The sequence below is a fragment of the Nonomuraea sp. NPDC048881 genome (genome assembly GCF_040649795.1).
Taxonomy (GTDB): domain Bacteria; phylum Actinomycetota; class Actinomycetes; order Streptosporangiales; family Streptosporangiaceae; genus Nonomuraea.
In genome coordinates this window covers 50,680-68,696 of the sequence record NZ_JBEZGC010000007.1, presented here as the reverse complement: position 1 = coordinate 68,696, position 18,017 = coordinate 50,680, and the positions used below count along the sequence as shown (strand labels likewise).

General features: G+C 69.8%; 15 protein-coding genes. 13 read left to right on the top strand and 2 right to left on the bottom strand.

Going from position 1 to position 18,017, the window contains the following annotated elements; translation table 11 throughout:
• Positions 1-80: 80 nt before the first annotated feature.
• The 11 genes from AB0C33_RS25225 to AB0C33_RS25175 all read left to right on the top strand — a co-directional run bounded on the left by AB0C33_RS25225 (position 81) and on the right by AB0C33_RS25175 (position 12,363).
• Positions 81-836 carry an amino acid ABC transporter ATP-binding protein gene (locus AB0C33_RS25225; RefSeq protein ID WP_358291921.1) on the top strand — a complete coding sequence of 252 codons (756 nt, stop codon included), beginning with the start codon at positions 81-83 and terminating at the stop codon, positions 834-836.
• A gap of 25 nt (positions 837-861) precedes the next feature.
• Positions 862-1,713, top strand: a complete 852-nt coding sequence (locus AB0C33_RS25220) for a glutamate ABC transporter substrate-binding protein (RefSeq protein WP_358291919.1) — start codon at positions 862-864, stop codon at positions 1,711-1,713.
• Between the two features lie 70 nt (positions 1,714-1,783).
• The gene (locus AB0C33_RS25215; protein ID WP_358292773.1) at positions 1,784-2,440 is read left to right on the top strand and encodes an amino acid ABC transporter permease; all 657 of its coding nucleotides are present in this window, start codon (positions 1,784-1,786) and stop codon (positions 2,438-2,440) included.
• A complete protein-coding gene (locus tag AB0C33_RS25210; RefSeq protein ID WP_358291917.1) occupies positions 2,437-3,354 on the top strand; it encodes an amino acid ABC transporter permease in 918 nt (305 codons plus the stop codon). Before AB0C33_RS25215 ends, AB0C33_RS25210 begins: the two co-directional genes overlap by 4 nt.
• A gap of 121 nt (positions 3,355-3,475) precedes the next feature.
• Positions 3,476-4,333: a glutamate ABC transporter substrate-binding protein gene (locus AB0C33_RS25205; RefSeq protein WP_358291915.1), complete on the top strand. Its 858-nt coding sequence runs from the start codon at positions 3,476-3,478 to the stop codon at positions 4,331-4,333.
• Positions 4,334-4,373: 40 nt separating this feature from the next.
• Positions 4,374-6,179: a prolyl oligopeptidase family serine peptidase gene (locus tag AB0C33_RS25200; RefSeq protein WP_358291913.1), complete on the top strand. Its 1,806-nt coding sequence runs from the start codon at positions 4,374-4,376 to the stop codon at positions 6,177-6,179.
• Between the two features lie 359 nt (positions 6,180-6,538).
• Positions 6,539-8,209 carry an ABC transporter substrate-binding protein gene (locus AB0C33_RS25195; protein WP_358291912.1) on the top strand — a complete coding sequence of 557 codons (1,671 nt, stop codon included), beginning with the start codon at positions 6,539-6,541 and terminating at the stop codon, positions 8,207-8,209.
• Positions 8,210-8,270: 61 nt separating this feature from the next.
• Positions 8,271-9,308, top strand: a complete 1,038-nt coding sequence (locus AB0C33_RS25190; RefSeq protein ID WP_358291911.1) for an ABC transporter ATP-binding protein — start codon at positions 8,271-8,273, stop codon at positions 9,306-9,308.
• Positions 9,308-10,306: a dipeptide ABC transporter ATP-binding protein gene (locus AB0C33_RS25185; RefSeq protein ID WP_358291910.1), complete on the top strand. Its 999-nt coding sequence runs from the start codon at positions 9,308-9,310 to the stop codon at positions 10,304-10,306. Before AB0C33_RS25190 ends, AB0C33_RS25185 begins: the two co-directional genes overlap by 1 nt.
• On the top strand, positions 10,303-11,358 hold the full coding sequence (locus tag AB0C33_RS25180) for an ABC transporter permease (RefSeq protein WP_358291908.1): 1,056 nt from the start codon (positions 10,303-10,305) through the stop codon (positions 11,356-11,358). Before AB0C33_RS25185 ends, AB0C33_RS25180 begins: the two co-directional genes overlap by 4 nt.
• Positions 11,359-11,400: 42 nt before the next feature.
• Positions 11,401-12,363: an ABC transporter permease gene (locus AB0C33_RS25175; RefSeq protein WP_352327360.1), complete on the top strand. Its 963-nt coding sequence runs from the start codon at positions 11,401-11,403 to the stop codon at positions 12,361-12,363.
• Positions 12,364-12,589: 226 nt separating this feature from the next.
• Here AB0C33_RS25175 and rny read toward each other — a convergent pair whose 3' ends face one another.
• Complete coding sequence (gene rny / locus AB0C33_RS25170; RefSeq protein WP_358291906.1) at positions 12,590-14,206, bottom strand: ribonuclease Y; 1,617 nt, start codon at positions 14,204-14,206, stop codon at positions 12,590-12,592.
• A gap of 528 nt (positions 14,207-14,734) precedes the next feature.
• Between rny and AB0C33_RS25165 the strand changes: the two genes are divergently transcribed.
• Positions 14,735-15,127 (top strand): NUDIX domain-containing protein, encoded by a 393-nt coding sequence (locus tag AB0C33_RS25165; protein ID WP_358291904.1) that lies wholly within the window; start codon positions 14,735-14,737, stop codon positions 15,125-15,127.
• Between the two features lie 641 nt (positions 15,128-15,768).
• Here AB0C33_RS25165 and recX read toward each other — a convergent pair.
• Complete coding sequence (gene recX / locus AB0C33_RS25160) at positions 15,769-17,274, bottom strand: recombination regulator RecX (RefSeq protein ID WP_358292770.1); 1,506 nt, start codon at positions 17,272-17,274, stop codon at positions 15,769-15,771.
• Between the two features lie 387 nt (positions 17,275-17,661).
• Between recX and AB0C33_RS25155 the strand changes: the two genes are divergently transcribed.
• Positions 17,662-18,003 carry a hypothetical protein gene (locus tag AB0C33_RS25155; RefSeq protein WP_358291902.1) on the top strand — a complete coding sequence of 114 codons (342 nt, stop codon included), beginning with the start codon at positions 17,662-17,664 and terminating at the stop codon, positions 18,001-18,003.
• Positions 18,004-18,017 lie beyond the last annotated feature (14 nt).

The following is an 18,017-nucleotide window of genomic DNA, read 5'->3' as shown; positions in this document are numbered from 1 at the left end:
CAGCTTGACGGCTCGATGTGACCGGATCGGTACCACCTGGTTAGTGACCAGCGTCTTAATGACCTCTACCGTTTTGGTCCATGACGGAGAACGGCGACGCCACTCCACTCGTTCAGTTGGAGGGCGTCAACAAGCGCTTCGGGGCGTTGCACGTCCTGAAGGACATCAACTTGACCGTCTCTCGTGGCGAGGTTCTGGTGGTCATCGGGCCTTCGGGCGGTGGAAAGTCCACGCTGTGCCGGACGATCAACCGCCTGGAGACGATCGACGACGGCAGGATCGTGTTCGACGGCCAGGTGCTGCCCGAGGAGGGCAGGGGGCTGGCCAGGCTGCGGTCCGAGGTCGGCATGGTGTTCCAGTCCTTCAACCTGTTCGCGCACAAGACCATCCGCGAGAACGTCACGCTCGGCCCGATCAAGGTGCGCCGCAAGGACCGCCAGGCGGCCGACGCGCGGGCCATGGAGCTGCTGGAACGGGTGGGCATCGCCGCGCAGGCGGACAAGTACCCGGCCCAGCTCTCCGGCGGCCAGCAGCAGCGGGTCGCGATCGCACGTGCGCTGGCCATGGACCCGAAGATGATCCTCTTCGACGAGCCCACCTCGGCCCTGGACCCGGAGATGGTCCAGGAGGTGCTCGACGTGATGATCGGGCTGGCACGTGACGGCATGACGATGATGGTCGTCACGCACGAGATGGGATTCGCCCGCCGGGCCGCCAACCGGGTGGTCTTCATGGCGGACGGGCAGATCGTGGAGGAGAACACCCCCGACGAGTTCTTCACCAACGCGCAGACCGACCGCGCGCGTGATTTCCTTTCGAAGATCCTCACGCACTGAGATTTTGAGGCAGGTATACATGCACATGCGTCGTTTGGGAGCGGTGGTCACGGGAGTGGGCATGCTCGCCGCCCTGGCCGCCTGCGGCGGTGACAAGACCTACGCCAGCGTCCTGGAGAAGGTTCAGGACGGCGGCAAGGTCGTGGTCGGCACCAAGTGGGACCAGCCGAGCCTGGGCTTGAAGAAGGGGTCGGAGCCGGAGGGCTTCGACGTCGACGTCGCCAAGGCCGTGCTGAAGGAGATGAACGGCGGCAAGGACGCGCAGATCGAGTGGAAGGAGTCGGCCTCCTCCAACCGCGAGCCCTTCCTCCAGAACGGCACCGTCGACATCGTCTTCGCCACGTACTCCATCACCGAGGAGCGCAAGGCCAAGGTGTCCTTCGGCGGCCCGTACGTGATCGCGCACCAGGACATCATGGTCCGCAAGGACGACGCCGCGATCAACGCCCCGCAGGACCTCAAGGGCAAGAAGATCTGCAAGGCGGCCGGCTCCAACTCCTACAAGCGCGTCACCGACCCGCCCCCGGACGGCAAGCTCGACATCGACGCCACGACCGTCGACGCGGCCAACTACTCCGAGTGCGTGCAGAAGCTGTCGGGCAGCAACCTCGACGCCGTCACCACCGACGACCTGATCCTGGCGGGCTTCGCCAAGCAGGCCGGCGGCAACTTCAAGGTGCTCGGCCAGGGCTTCACCGACGAGAAGTACGGCATCGGCCTGAAGAAGGGCGACACCAAGACGTGTGAGGCCGTCAACACCGCGGTGAAGAAGATCTGGGACAACGGCACCATGAAGCAGCTGCTGGAGAAGTGGTTCGGCGGCATCGAGGGCCTGAAGCTGTCGGAGACCGCGCCCCCGGCCGAGGGCTGCAGCTAGTCACGCCAGAGGCGGCGGCCGGGATCCCGGCCGCCCCCCCCCCATTGGGTTGTGCTACGTTGATGTAGAAATCAAGTACCTGCCCGACCTCGCGATGGGCTTCTGGGGGAACATCAGGATCGCGCTCGTGGCCGCGGTCGTCTCGCTCGTCCTCGGGACGGTCCTGGCCGGGATGCGCGTCTCCCCGACGCCCGTGCTGCGCGCGGTGGGCACGGTCTATGTGAACGTGGTGCGCAACACCCCCCTCACCCTGGTGCTGGCGTTCTCGGCGCTGGGCCTGAGCGACAAGCTCGGCCTCGTCTTCTCCGGCGAGCCGCGGACGAACTCCTTCTGGATCGTCTCGATGGGCCTGTCGATCTACACGTCGGCGTTCGTGTGCGAGGCGGTGCGCTCGGGCATCAACACGGTCCCGATGGGACAGGCGGAGGCGGCCCGCGCGATCGGGCTGAGCTTCATGCAGACGCTGCGGCTGATCATCCTGCCGCAGGCGTTCCGATCGGTCATCGCGCCGCTGGCCAGCGTGATGATCGCCATGATCAAGAACACGACGGTGGCGGTCGCCGGCGGGTACGCCGCCGACGTGGCCGCCGAGATGAAGCTCACGTTCGACACCACAGGGGCCTCGATCCCGATCTTCCTCGGGGTGGTCGTGGCCTTCATGCTCGTGACCATGCCGATCGGCTTCTTCTCCGGCTGGCTGGCCCGGCGTCTGGCGGTGGCACGATGAGCGCGTCCGTCCTGTTCGACGCCCCCGGCCCCCGGGCCCGGCTGCGCAACCACCTGCTGACGGCGATCAGTGTCCTGGCGGTCCTGGCCGTCGCGTACTTCGTCTACCGGGGCTTCGACGTCAAGGGCCAGTGGGACGGCAAGATCTGGCAGCCGTTCCTGACGGCCGAGGTGTGGCAGGAGTTCATCCTGCCGGGCCTGCTCGGCACGCTGGAGGCGGCGGCCGCCGCGGCGGTGCTCGCGCTGGTCTTCGGCGCGGTCTTCGGCCTGGCCAGGCTCTCCGACCACGCCTGGATCAGGGTGCCGGCGGCCGCGGTGGTGGAGATCTTCAGGTCCATCCCGCTGCTGCTGCTGATCTTCTTCATCTTCTACCTGGCCCCGGCCATCGCCGGTGGCGGCGACTACGCCTTCATCGCGGTGGTGCTGGGCCTGATGTTCTACAACGGCTCGGTGCTGGCGGAGATCGTGCGCGCGGGCGTGCACGCCATCCCCAAGGGGCAGGCCGAGGCCGCCTACGCGGTGGGCATGCGCAAGAACCAGGTGCTGCGCCTGGTGCTGTTGCCGCAGGCGGTCACGACGATGATGCCGGCGATCGTCAGCCAGCTCGTGGTGCTGCTGAAGGACACCGCGCTCGGCTACATCATCGCCTACGTCGACCTGCTCAACACCGGGTTCAAGATCCTGCCGGCCGCGTACTTCGGCTCGCTGATCCCGGCGGCGATCGTCATCGGCGTCATCTACGTGGCGCTCAACATGACGCTGAGCTACCTGGCCACCCTGCTGGAGCGGCGCAGCCGGCGCAGCAGGAAGACCTCGGCGCGGCCGATCCCCACCCCGGGCGCGGCCTCCGTCGGCGTCGCCACCGGCCAGGGCACCGAGGGCGGCGGCATGGCGCCCGACATCCCCGTGGAGTGACCTGCGAGCATGGCGGCGGGGTTCCCGTCCCGCCGCCGTCTCGTAAAGAAAGCCTCAGATCTTCGCCGGTGCGGCACGCAGACCGGGCCCGCCGGGCCGCCGAGCCCACAGACTCCTGTGCGTGCGGATACGTGGAGTCGTGGTGGCGCTGGCCGGCACGGCCGCGTTCGCCGTACCGGTGGCGTGCGGGGGCGGCGGCGCCTACTCCAACGTCGTGGGCAAGATCAGGGGCACCGGCCAGGTCATCGTGGGGACCAAGTGGGACCAGCCGAGCCTGGGCCTGAAGGCCGGTCCCGGCGATCCCGTGGGCTTCGACGTGGACGTCGCCCGGTACGTCGTCGCCAAGCTGGCCCGCGGCCGGCCCGTGCGCATCACCTGGCGGGAGGCGCCGGCGGCGGGCCGCGAGGCGCTGCTCCAGAACGGCACCGTGGACATGGTGTTCGCCACCTACTCCATCACCGAGGCCCGCCGGCCCAAGGTGACCTTCGCCGGCCCGTACGTGCTCGTGCACCAGGACACGATGGTCCGGGCCGAGGACGCGTCCATCCGCGACGTCAACGACCTGCGGGGCAAGCGCGTGTGCCAGGTGCCGGGCTCCAACTCCTTCAAGCGCGTCGCCGACCCGCCTCCTGACGGCAAGCTCGACCTGCCCGTCGTGGCCGTGCCCGCGGCCAACTACTCCGACTGCGTGCGCAAGCTCAGCGACGACGAGCTGGACGCCGTCTCCACCGAGGACCTGACCCTGGCCGGCTTCGCCCAGCAGGCCCCCGGCCTGTTCCGGCTGCTGAACGACCCCTTCACCGACGAGCGGTACGCCATCGGCCTGAAGAAGGGCGACATCGTCACCTGCGAGGCCGCCGAGCGGGCCGTGGTCGAGATGTGGCGGGACGGGACGGCCACGCGCCTGCTGCGCAAGTGGTTCGGCGACACCGGGCTCAACCTGCCCACCTCGATGCCGCCGCAGGAGAGATGTTCTTGATCGCGCCCCACGGCCCCGGATCTTCCGGCAGGATGCGGGTATGCCTTTCTGGCCGTCCCCCATCTCCGCCCGCGACGTCGCCGCCGCCGGTCTGCGGCCCGGCTGGCCCGTCGCGCAGGGCGGCCGGGTGTGGTGGACCGAAGACCGTCCGGGCGAGGGCGGCCGCACCGCGATCGTCCGCCGCGAGGCCGACGGCACCTGCCATGACCTGCTGCCCGCCCCCTGGAGCGCGCGCACGAGGGTCCACGAGTACGGCGGGCGTCCCTATGCCGTGACGCCCGGCGGCGACGTGGTCTTCGCCGGTCTGGCCGACCAGCGCCTGTACCTTCTCGGGCAAAACGGCCAGCCGAAACCCCTCACCGCCGAGGGTTCCCGCTACGCCGACCTGACCGTCCACGACGGCGAGATCTGGGCGGTGCGCGAGCGCCACGGCGAGCACGGCAAGATCACCCGGTCCGTGGTGTCGATCCCGCTGGAGGGCGGCGAGCCCCGGGAGCGGGCCTGCGGCCACGACTTCTACGCCTCCCCCGTCCTGTCCCCCGACGGCGCCCACCTGGCCTACGTCTGCTGGAACCACCCCCGCATGCCCTGGGACGGCACCGAGCTGCGCGTCGTCCGGCTGCGCGACGGGCAGGCCCGCACGGTGCTGGGCGGCGCGGCGGAGTCCGTCCTGTCGCCCGCCTGGAAGGACGACGCCACCCTCTACCTGGTCTCCGACCGCTCCGGCTGGTGGAACCTCTACGAGTGCGGCCTCGACGGCGCCGCGCCGCGGGCGTTGTGCCCGGCCGAGGAGGAGTTCACGCAGCCGCCGTGGCAGCTCGGCGGCGCGCCCTACGCCGTGCTCGGCGACGGGCGGCTCGCCGTCCTGCACGGGCGCGGCGACCTGCGGCTGGGCGTGCTCGACCCGGCCACGGGAGCGCTCCACGACCTCGATCTGCCCTACACGGGATGGCAGGCCGCGCTCGCGGCCGACGGCATGTCCGTGACGGGCGTCGGCCACGCCGCCCGGCTGCCGCGCTCTGTCGTGCGGGTCGACGTCGCCGCCGGGCGGGCCGAGCCGCTGGCGCGGGCCGGCGAGCGCCTGCCCGACCTGTCCGGGGTGCCCGATCCGCGGCCGGTGGTCGTGCCGGGCGAGCGGCCCGTCCACGCCTTCCTGCACCAGGTCGCCGAGGAGCCGACGCCGTTCGTGGTGTTCGTGCACGGCGGCCCGACCGCCCACGCCGACACGGCGCTCGACCTGGAGAAGGCGTTCCTGACCTCGCGCGGCATCGGCGTGCTCGACGTCAACTACGGCGGCTCCACCGGCTACGGCCGCGCCTACCGGGAGCGGCTGCGCGGCCAGTGGGGGCTGGTCGACGTCGCCGACACCGTCGCCGCCGCCCAGTGGCTGGCCGACTCCGGGCTGGCCGATCCGGCCCGGATCGCGGTGCGCGGCGGCAGCGCGGGCGGCTGGACGGTGATGGCCGCCTGCTGCCGCTCCGGCGTGTTCGCGGGCGGGGTGTCCTACTACGGCGTCAGCGCGCTCGCGCCGCTCGCCGCGCACACCCACGACTTCGAGTCCCGTTACGTCGAGTGGCTGGTCGGCGACGACCCGGCCGTCTACGCCGCCAGGGAGCCGCTCGGCCTGGTCGACGGGGTGTCCTGCCCGATGCTGCTGCTGCAGGGGCTCGACGACCCGGTGGTGCCGCCCGAGCAGTCGACGGCCTTCGCCGACGCATTGTCCGAGCGCGGCGTCCCGTGCACTTATCTCGCTTTCGACGGCGAATCCCATGGATTTCGCCGATTGGAGACGCGGGTCGCGGCCCTGGCCGCCGAGCTGGCTTTCTACCAGCAGCTATTCAGTTAATGTCGCGATCTCCAGACAATTCCCGCACTGAATCAGCATTACCGACCAGTCGCTAGTCGCAAACAGTTACGTAACCGACCTCGACAGTCTTCCTCCGGCATGGGTTGCTCGTCTCAGTAAACGTGGGGCGCGCGTCGCGGCCACGACGCGCGCCCCAGCTGTGCCAGCCAACAACACCCCCATCTCGGCACGAGGGAGGCCAGATGGCCAGCTTGCGCCATCTCAGCATCATCACGGTGGCGGCGGCAACTCTGCTCGCCACCTCCTGCGCGACGCAGAACGGAACCAGCAAATCCGCTCCGCCCCCCGCAGCAAGCCAGAGCTCCGGAAGCCCCGTCACGGGCGGCACGCTCAGGCTCGTGGGCTCGGGCGACGTCGACCATCTCGACCCGACCAGCATCTACTACGTCGTCACCATCGGGATCATGCGCGGCTACTCGCGCCAGCTGTACGCCCTCCAGGGCGTCGCGGCGGGAGCCGACACCACCAAGGGCTACGAGGTGCTGCCCGACATAGCGACCGAACTGCCCACCGAGGCGAACGGCGGCCTGAGCGCCGACAAGCTCACGTACACGATCAAGTTGCGCGACGGCGTGCAGTGGGACACCCAGCCACCGCGGCCGGTGACGGCGGGCGACTTCGTCCGCGGGTTCAAGCGCATCTGCAACCCGGTGGCGGGCTCCGGCGCGCCCGGCTACTACACCAGCACGATCAAGGGCATGGCCGAGTACTGCGACGCCTACATCAAGGCGTTCGAGAAGGCCAAGCCCACCGCCAAGGCCCTGGCCGACTTCCAGAACGGCCACGACATCGCCGGCGTGCAGGCCAAGGACGACAAGACGGTCGTCTTCACCCTGACCCAGCCGGCCGGTGACTTCCTCAACATCCTGGCCCTGAACTTCGCCTCGGCGGCGCCGCAGGAGTACGACCAGTACGTCCCCGACGACGCCACCTTCCGCCAGCACGTGATCTCCAACGGCCCGTACAAGATCACCTCGTACGTGGCCACCAAGTCGATCCGGCTGGAGAAGAACCCGGCCTGGAAGCAGGAGTCCGACCCGATCAGGCACCAGTACGTCAACGCCATCGACGTCAAGATGGGCGTCGGCGAGCCCGACGCGGTCCAGCAGCAGATCGAGGCCGGCAGCGCCGACCTGTCGTGGGACCTGCCGGTGCCGACCTCGCAGATCCCGCAGCTCAAGAGCAACGACCCCAACTTCACGATCTTCCCCGGCGCGGTGACGAACCCGTACGTGGTGTTCAACCTGCAGAGCAAGAACGCCGGCGGGGCGATGGGCAAGCTCAAGGTCCGCCAGGCCATCGAGTACGCGATCAACAAGACCGCCATCGCCAAGATCTACGGCGGCGCGGACGTCGCGACCGCGCTGCACACGGTCATCCCGCCCGGCAACATCGGCTACCAGGAGTACAACCCGTACCCGACGCCTGGCGACCAGGGCGACCCCGCCAAGTGCAAGCAACTGCTGAGCGAGGCCGGCTACCCCAACGGGCTGACCCTCATCGGCGCCTTCCGCAACGCGGGCAACCACCCGGCCAACTACCAGTCGTACTCGGCCGACCTGAAGAAGTGCGGCATCACCGTCAAGGGCCTGCCGCTGCGCCAGGGCGACTACTACACCTACCTGCAGACGCCCTCGCACGCCAAGAACAGCGAATGGGACCTGTCGGCCCCCGGCTGGATCCCCGACTGGTACGGCAACAACGGCCGCGCGGTCATGCAGCCGCTGTTCCAGACCAACTGCAACGCCGGCACCAGCAACTACGGCTGCTACAGCAACCCCAAGGTGGACGACCTGATCAAGCGGGCGCTCGCCGAGACCGACCAGGCCAAGGCCGCGGCGCTGTGGCACGAGGCCGACCAGACGGTGCTGGGCGACGCGGTGATCGTACCGCTGAACAACCAGAACACGCCGCTCTACAAGAACAAGCGGGTGCAGAACGCCCTGTACCTGCCGTCGTACCAGATCTACGACGTCACCAACCTCTGGCTGAACCCCAGCACGCCTTGACGACCGGCGTCCCGCGGGCGCGCCGGCAGGCGGGCCCGCGGGACGGCCGCGAGGGAGACATATGAGCCTGCTTGAGGTAACCGACCTCCAGGTGTCCTTCCCCACCTCCGACGGCGTGGTCCAGGCGGTGCGGGGGCTGTCGTTCACCGTCGACCGCGGCCAGACTCTGGCGATCGTCGGCGAGTCCGGCAGCGGCAAGACCGTGAGCACCCAGGCGATACTCGGGCTGACCCCCGACGCCGACATCACGGGCACGGCCCTGTTCGAGGGCGTCGACCTGCTCGGACTCGACAACGAACAACTTCGCCGCATCCGCGGCGCGGAGATCAGCGTGGTCTTCCAGGACCCGCTGACCAGCCTCCACCCGCTCTACAAGGTCGGCTGGCAGATCGAGGAGCTGATCCGCGTCCACAACCCCGGCACGCGCCGCGCCGAGGCCAGGAAACGGGCCGTCGAGCTGCTGGGCCTGGTGGGCATCCCCCGTCCCGACCGCAGGGTGGACGACTACCCCCACCAGTTCTCCGGCGGCATGCGGCAGCGGGCGATGATCGCCATGTCGCTCGCGCTCAACCCCAAGCTCATCGTCGCCGACGAGCCCACCACCGCGCTGGACGCGACCGTCCAGGCGCAGATCCTGGAGCTGATCGGGCGGGTGCAGGCCGAGTTCGACATCGCGCTCGTCCTCATCACGCACGACCTCGGCGTGGTGGCCGGCATGGCCGACGAGGTGCTCGTCATGTACGCCGGGCTCGTCGTCGAGCGGGCCGACCGGCGCACGCTCTACTACCAACCGCACCACCCGTACACCAAGGGCCTGCTGGAGTCGATCCCGGGCAGCACCGGCGACCGCGGCGGACGGCTGCGGCCCATCCCCGGCTCGCCACCGAGCCTGATCGCGATCCCGTCCGGGTGCGCCTTCCATCCGCGCTGCCCGTACGTGATGCCGGTCTGTCCGGCCGAACGGCCGCCGCTGGCCTCCATCACGGGCGCGCGCGGGCACGCCTCGGCGTGCTGGCTGCCGCACGAGGCGATCGGGCTCGGCGCGGAGGCCGAGGCGCTGCGCAAGCGGGCGGTGCTCGGCACGGCGGAGGAGACCTGATGCTGCTCGAAGTCGAGAACCTGGTCAAACACTTCCCCATCACCAGCGGCATGCTGATCAAGCAGACGATCGGCCAGGTCAGAGCCGTCGACGGCGTCAGCCTGTCGCTGTCGCCCGGCGAGACGCTCGGCCTGGTCGGCGAGACCGGCTGCGGCAAGTCCACGCTGGCCCGGTGCATCGCGGGCCTGCATCCCATCACCTCCGGCAGCGTGCGCTTCGACGGCGCCGACATCACGAACCTGCCGCGGCGCCGGATGCGGCCCTACCGGCGCGACATCCAGGTGATCTTCCAGGACCCGTACGGCTCGCTGAACCCGCGCCGGCGGGTCGGCTCGATCATCGCCGACCCGCTCGTCATCCACCGGGTGCAGAGCGGCCAGGAGCTGCGGCGGACCGTCCAGGAGCTGATGGAACGGGTCGGGCTCAACCCCGAGCACTACAACCGGTTCCCCGCCGAGTTCTCCGGCGGGCAGCGGCAGCGCATCGGGGTCGCGCGGGCGCTCGCGCTGCGTCCCCGGCTGATCATCTGCGACGAGCCGGTGTCGGCGCTCGACGTGTCCATCCAGGCCCAGATCCTCAACCTGCTCAAGGACCTCCAGGACGACTTCGGGCTGACGTACCTGTTCATCGCCCACGACCTGTCGGTGGTGCGGCACGTCAGCGACCGGATCGCGGTCATGTACCTGGGCAAGGTGGCCGAACTGGCCACCGCTGAGGAGCTGCACGCGGCGCCCCGCCATCCGTACACGAACGCGCTGCTGTCGGCGACCGCCGTGGCCGACCCCGACGAGGCCGAACGGCGGCACCGCATCATCCTCACCGGCGACGTGCCCTCGCCGATCGACCCGCCCGCCGGCTGCCGGTTCCATCCGCGGTGCCCGAAGGCGCGCGAACGCTGCTCGGCCGAGGAACCGCTGCTGGCGCCCCAGGAGCACCTGGTGGCCTGTCACTACCCCGTCGAGGCGGGCGAGGACCTGACCGCCGGGAGGACCGCATGACTCTCACGGAGATCCGTCCGGACGTCGTCACCGACCGCACGATCGCCGGACGCAGCCCCTGGCAGCTCGCCTGGGCGCGGATCAGGTCCGACCGGGTGGCTCTGATCTCGGGCATCGTCGTCGTGCTGCTGTGCCTGCTCGCCCTGGCCGCGCCGCTCATCTCGGCGTGGAACGGCCACGACCCCGACGAGCAGTTCCGCGACACCGGCATCACCGACCAGGGCCTGCCCGTCGCGCCCAACGGCGAGTTCTGGTTCGGCACCGACCGCCTCGGCCGCGACCTGTTCATCAGGGTCCTGTACGGCGCGCGCGTCTCGCTGCTCGTCGGCGTGGTCGCGACCGGCGTGGCGGCGCTGATCGGAGTCGTCATCGGGCTGCTGGCCGGTTACTACGGCGGCGTCATCGACACCATCCTGTCCCGGCTCATGGACGTGGTCCTGTCGTTCCCGTACCTGATCTTCGCGATCGCGGTGGTGTCCATCGCCGGGCCCTCGCTGACCGCGACGATCGGGGTGATCTCGTTCTACTCCTGGGCGGCGATCGCCCGCGTGGTGCGCGGCCAGACCTTGTCGCTCAAGGAACGCGAGTACGTGGAGGCGGCCCGGTCCATGGGGGCCGGCGACGCGCGGATCATGTTCGTGGACATCCTGCCGAACCTGCTGGCCCCCGTCATCGTCCTCACCACGCTGCTGGTGCCGGCCGCGATCGTGTTCGAGTCCACCTTGTCCTATCTGGGGCTCGGGATCGTTCCCCCCACCCCGTCGTGGGGGAACCTGCTGAGCGAGGCCCAGGGGTTCTACCGGGTGGCGTACTGGTATCTGGGCTTCCCGGCGGCCTCGCTGCTGATCACGACGCTGGCGTTCAACCTGGTGGGCGACGGGATCAGGGACGCCATCGATCCCCGGATGGAACGGCTGTTCAGCCGCCGGCGACGGCGGAACCGGCGCGCGGCGTCCGCTCCGGCGTCCGCTCCGGCGTCCACTTCGGCCTCCGCGCCCGCCGTCGGTGGGTCCGATGCCGGTGCTGGGGGGTCCGATGCCGCTGCTTCGTGACCGGGGTGGGATGCCGGGGTTGTTTCAGGAGGTGGAGGGCTGATGTTGCGACGGTTCCTGCTGCGGCGGACACTGCTCGGGGTGCTGGTGTTGTGGCTGGTCTCCCTGGGCACGTTCTTCCTGTTCTTCGTCGCCCCCGGCGACCCCGCCCGTACGCTGGCCGGCCGCCAGGCCACCCCCGAACAGGTCGACCTGATCCGGCACAACCTCGGCCTCGACCGTCCCACCATCGTCCAGTACTTCGACTACCTGGGTCGGCTCCTGCACGGCGACCTCGGCCAGTCGTACTTCTCGGGCGAATCGGTGGGCAAGCTGCTGGCCCAGGACTTCCCGCCGACGTTCTCGCTGGTGCTCGGCGGCGCCGTCCTGTGGCTCTGCGTCGGCGTCGGCGCCGGCGTGCTCAGCGCCACCCGCGTACGCTCGTTCCTCGACCGCGCCCTGACCACGCTGGCCCTGGCCGGGGTCTCGATGCCGACGTTCGTGGTCGGCCTGTTGCTGCTGTATTTCTTCTTCTTCCAGCTCACCATGGCGGGCGCCCCGATCCTGCCGCCCGACTCCTACGTGCCCTTCTCCGAGAACCCCGGCGAATGGGCCCGGCACCTGATCCTGCCGTGGATCACGTTGGCCATGGTCCAGGCGGCCTCGTACGCCCGGCTCACCCGGGGCTCCATGCTGGACGTCCTGGGCGAGGACTACATCCGTACGGCCCGCGCCAAGGGCGTGCCCGAGGGCCGCGTCATCTACCGGCACGGCCTGCGGGCCGCGCTGACCCCCGTGGTGACCCAGCTCGGCGTGGACATCGGCACGCTGATCGGCGGTCTGGTGGTGACGGAGTCGGTCTTCGGGCTCGGCGGCATCGGGCAGGCGGTGGTGCAGGCGTTCATCAGCGGGGACCTGCCGGTGATCATGGGCGTCGTCATCCTGGCCACCACCGCCGTGGTGGTGGCGAACCTGATCGTGGACATCGCCTACGGGCTCCTGGACCCCCGGATCCGTCTGGCCTGACGATGCGAGCGGCGCCTCCCGGCGGGCGCACCACGCGCGCCCGCCGACGCGCCGCCCTCGCAACCATCTCGCCCGTCAGAGGGCTTCGGCATCGGCCTGATCTGCGCCTTTGGACGCTCCGCCCCTGCCCCGCGCTCCCAGCCTCCTCGGAAGGGGCTCGGAAGGGGCTCGGAAGGGGCTCGGAATGAGCGGGCCTGCTTGGGACCGGCGGGTGGTCTCCTCGGGGTCAGCGGGCGAACTCGGTGGCGCGGGACTCGCGCACCACCGTGATCCGGATCTGCCCCGGGTACGTCAGCTCCTCCTCCACCTGCTTGGCCACGTCCCGGGCGATCACCTGCGCCTGGATGTCGTCGATCGCGTCCGGCTTGACCATGACCCGGATCTCCCGCCCGGCCTGCATGGCGAACACCTTCTCCACGCCCTCGTACGACTGCGCGATCTCCTCCAGCCGCTCCAGCCGCTTGACGTACGCCTCCAGCGACTCCCTGCGCGCCCCCGGACGGCTGCCGCTGATGGCGTCGGCCGCCTGCGTGAGCACCGCCTCGACCGTACGGACCTCGACCTCGTTGTGGTGCGCCTCGATGGCGTGCACCACGTCCTCCTGCTCGCCGTACCGGCGGGCGATCTCGGCGCCGATCAGCGCGTGACTGCCCTCGACCTCGTGCGTGAGGGCCTTGCCGATGTCGTGCAGCAGCGCGCACCGCTTCATGAGTTGCTGATTCATCTTCAGCTCGGCCGCCATGATCCCGGCGATGTGCGCGGACTCGATGAGGTGCTTGAGCACGTTCTGACCGTAGGAGGTACGGTATCGAAGTTGCCCGAGCAGCAGCGTCAGCTCGGGATGCATGTCCGTGATGCCGAGCTCGACCAGCGCGTCCTCGCCGGCCCGCGCGCAGAGGTCCTGGACCTCCTGGCGGCTGCGGTCGTGCGCCTCCTCGATGCGCTGCGGATGGATGCGCCCGTCCAGCACCAGCTTCTCCAGCGTGAGCCGCGCCGTCTCCCTGCGCACCGGGTCGAAACACGACAACAACACCGCCTCCGGCGTGTCGTCGATGATCAGGTTCACGCCGGTGGTCGACTCGAACGCCCGGATGTTGCGCCCCTCGCGCCCGATGATCCGGCCCTTCATCTCGTCGCCGGGCAGATGCAGCACGCTGACGACCGACTCCGCCGTCTGCTCGGCCGCCACCCGCTGGACCGCCAGCGTCACGATCTTGGTGGCCCGCTTCTCGCCCTCCTTGCGGGCCTCGCCCTCGATCTCCCTGATGATCAGCGCCGCCTCGCGCTTGGCCTGGTTCTCGATCTCCTTGACCAGCTCGGACTTGGCCTGCTCGCCCGTCAGCCCGGCGACCCGTTCCAGGATCACCCGCCGCTCGTCCTCGACCTGGAGCAGTTCCTCGCGCCGGTCGGCCAGCTCGACCTCGGTCTCGGCCAGCTTCCTGTCCCGCTCGGACTGCCGCCTGGCCTCCTCGTCGAGCCGCTGCTCGCGCTCGGCCAGCCTGGCCTCCCTGCGTTCGAGATCGGTCCGGAGCTCCTTGAGCTCGGACTTCAGGATCCGGCTCTCCTCCTCGACCTCCCGCCGCATCTGCGCGGCGCTCTCGACGGCGCTCTCCGACCTGCGCAGGAGCTCCTCGGCGTCGCTCTCCGCCTTGGCGCGGATCTCCCTGGCCCGCTCCCGCGCCTCCTCAAGCTCCGTGTGTACGGCCTCCACCTGCTCAGGGCTCGGCTCGGACTTCCGGGGCAAACCGCTAGAGGTACGGCGTATGACGACGAGCAGCGCCACGATCATCCCGAACGCGAGCACGAGCACCGCCACCATCAGCACCACGACAAGCGGCTGCATGCGCGCCCCGCCCTCCTCGCGTCGTCAACACCTCATAACGCGGACCCAAAACGGGAGGGGTCACGTGCGCGCCACGGAAAGCCCGGTCGGCGTCGTCTCCAGGGCCGATGTCAGGCCAAGGCGGACCGGGCATCGGCCCCCATAGCCGACACCTCGCCTGCCTCGATCAACCGAGCTCGTTCGTCCGTCGTTCACCGGTATGGCAATCCGCGCTGCGCGGAGTAACTCCTCACTGCCGTCGAGGTTATGCGTCGAACAGGTCACGGGCAAGCAAACGCGTCCTCAAGCGTGTCTTACAGGCCCGCATCTCCCCAATCAACCACATAACCCACGATCACCCCCATTTGTCCCCCACCCGCACCTCTCCAACCCCCATAGCCCAGACAAACCCCACAACCAGCACCCAGCGACCACCGGCCGTGAAACCGTAGGCCTCCGACGGGCACCCCAGCCCTACGTCCCCCGCCGCCCGCGAGAAACTCTTCGAACGCCCGACGCCCAGCTCGCCCGCCCCAACAGGAGCACACGGTGAACAACCTCATCGACAAGATCGCCTGGATCCACCTGGACAACAACAAGATCCTCAGCACCCGCTCACGAGGCAAGAACGCCTACTACCTCCCCGGCGGCAAACGCGAGCCCGGCGAAACCGACCTCGACACGCTGATCCGCGAGGAACTCTCCATCACCATCATCCCGGCCACCGCCACCCACCTGGGCACCTTCCACGCCCAGGCACACGGCCACGCCGACGGCGTCACCGTATGGATGACCTGCTACACCGCCGAGCACCACGGAGTCCCGACCCCCGGCAACGAGATCGAAGAGATCACCTGGCTGACCTACGCCGACCGCAACCGCGTATCGCCGGTCGACCAACTCATCTTCGACCACCTCCACCAAACCAACCAACTCCCCTAACCCCACCCCACCGCCCCAAGCCCCAAGCCAATCCCCCAACCTCCAGTGACTCAGCACCCCAAGCCTCCACGGACCAGCGCTCTGAGGCGATCCCCCTGCCTCGCCTTCCGCCTCCTCCGCGCCCCAACCCCATCCTTATGGGCGCCTATCCAGGCAGCAGCCCACGCCCTCCGCCTCCCTGCCCCCTGAACACGAGACGCTTCGGCCCGGCAGCCCCACAACCTTTCATCTGCCTGAGCCCGAGCGCGAGAAGCCCCAAACCCGGCGTCAGACCCGCAACCCTTTCGGCCTTCCTATGCTCCGAACCCGGCGTCAGCCCTCCAGCCCCCTCAAGCCCCGAATGGGAGAGGGGTTCAGCCCCGGAGGCAGCCCCAGCCCCTCCATCTCTCTGAACCTGAGCACGGGGAAGCTCCAACCCTGCAGCACCCCCACAACCACCTGGGTCTCCGAGCTCAGAACCCGGCGGCAGACCGACGGCCCCCTTCGGCTTCCCTGAAATCCGAAATCCGGCGGCAGACCTCCAGCCCCTCCCACAAGCCCCGAGCGAGAGAGTGCCCGGCCCGGAGGCAGACCCACAGCCCCTCCATCTCTCTGAGCCCCGAGCGTGACGAGCTCCGGACCTGGTGGAGGCCGCTGGGGGATCAGGAGAAGTCGTCCTCCAGGTCGATGCCCTCCTGTTCGAGAGCCTCTCGGATCACCCGGTACGCCAGCCCCGACGAGTACCCCTTGCGGGCGAGCATGCCGGCCAGACGCCGCGTACGGGTCTGCGAGTCGAGAGATCGGGTGGAGGCGAGCTTACGGTCCACCAGCCGTCGGGCCGTCTCGGCCTCCTGGTCGGAGTCCAGGCGCTCCACGGCTTCCTTCACGGTCTCGGTGTCCACACCCCGATGGCGCAACTCGGCCGCGAGCGCACGCTTGGCGAGGCCCCGACCATGGTGCCGGGAATCGACCCATGCCTCCGCGAACGCCTCGTCATTGATCAGCCCGAGCTCGACAAACCGATCAAGCACCCTTCCGGCAGCCTCATCCGGTACGTCCCGCTTACGAAGGGCCTCGGCGAGCTGCGCCCGCGTCTTGGGAGCCATGGTGAGCAGCCGAAGACAGATGGCCCGCGCAACGGACTCCGGGTCCGCCGCGGGCGCCGCCGCAGCGGAACTGCCGACGTCCGGCCCATCAGGCAACGGCCCGCCATGCGATGACCCGTCGTGCATTGGCCCGTCGTGCATTGGCCCGTCAGACGGCGACCCGTCGGACGGCGGGCCGCCACGGCCGGTCGCGCCTCTCCCGAAGCGTCCGCTCCCCCTGCCGCTCCCTCGTCCAGTGCCCCGGCCGCCTGTCCGGCGCCCCTTGCCTGAACGCTTCTTCCCACCCGCGTCCTGCTCATCGCCGAACCAACTGCTTCCGGCCAGCACCTCAGAATGCCACTCATCGGCGCCGCGCTTCTCCTCGGAGGAAGCCTCACCCTCCGGCCTTCCGCCAACGCCGCCCGGCTCGTACGGATCTTCCCGTTCCCGCAGGCGCTCCTCAGCGACCCCGTCGTCATCCTGACCACTCAGCCCAGCCGACCGCGCCCCGGAGCTTTCCTCATTCTCCTGATCTCCGTGCCCGTTCGTACGCCGCGGAGCAACGCCGGCAGCATCCTCGCCGTCATGGCCACTCAGCTCATCCGAAGGGCTTCCAGAGAAACCCTCGCCGTCCCGAGCCCTCCGCCTGCTCGTGCGCCGCCCAGCATCCCCGGCAGCGCCCTCGCCTTCATGATCGCCCAGCTCGCCCGGGGAGCTTCCGGCGAATCCCTCGTCGATCTGGGCCTTCTTCTTACGCCTTCCGGAACTGCCCTTACGGGCCGGTTCGGTGCGGGCGTCTTCGGCAAGCAAGTCCGGGACACCGCTGCGGTCGGCAGGGGTCTTACGCTCGCCTGGCCAGACGAAGATCGGCGCGTCGGCGCCCTCGTCCGAGCGCCCTCGGGATCCCCGTCCCCCGGCCCGGCCGCCGGTCCGGGCACTGCCTCGCCCACCAGCTCGGCCGCGATCAGACGGGCTGCCGTCGGGGGCGGCTTCGTCGTCCTGAGCGCTGGGGGCGGCCGAGTGGAGCCGGCCGGGAGAGGGCCGGTCAGCCGGATCGCCATGCTCAGTGCCCGGCCACGTCATGAACACCTCACTGCGCGGCCTGAGCCCGAAACCCGCTTCACCGCCCAGCCCAACATCGGCCTCACTGCCCGGCGTGACGCCAGCCCCTTCGCCCAGCCCAACACCGGCGTCACCTTCCGGCGCAACGCCCGCCCTTCTGCGCGGCCCGACGTCAGCCTCATCGTTCGGGACGACGGGCGCCCCTTGGCCCAGCCCGACCTCAGCCCTATTGCTCAGGCTCCTGTCGGCTTCGCGAGTCGAGTCCGTATCTTTCTCGTCGGCCTGGGGGCGGGGGTCGCCCGGCCAGTGGAAGGTCGGCGCGGCCATCTCCCGGCCGGGGCCCCACGCCGGGGGCACGACAACGGCCTGCCCGCCCGTGCCCCAGCCCGACACACCCTCGTCGTCCACGTGCGCAGGTACGACCACGTCGTCCACCTGCGCAAGGACGACCACGTCGTCCACATCGTCGCGAACCACCACGTCGTCCGCTTCATGGTGAACGACCGCAGCGTCCGCCTGATCGTGGACGGCCATGCCCTCCACGCCAGCGGCCCCGGCGGGATCGGCGGCGTCGGCCAGCCCGTCGTGGGGAGCCGGGTCATCTGCCCTGGTGTGGGTGGTCGGGGGGTGGTCGTCGTCGGGGGTGGTCGGCTCGGAGGCGGCGGCGCGGAGGCGGGCGCGTTGTTCGTGCCATTCGTCTACCGACGGCCAGCCGTCCGCGGCCGACCGGGCCAGGTCGGCGCCACGTGAGCCCCTGCCCGAGG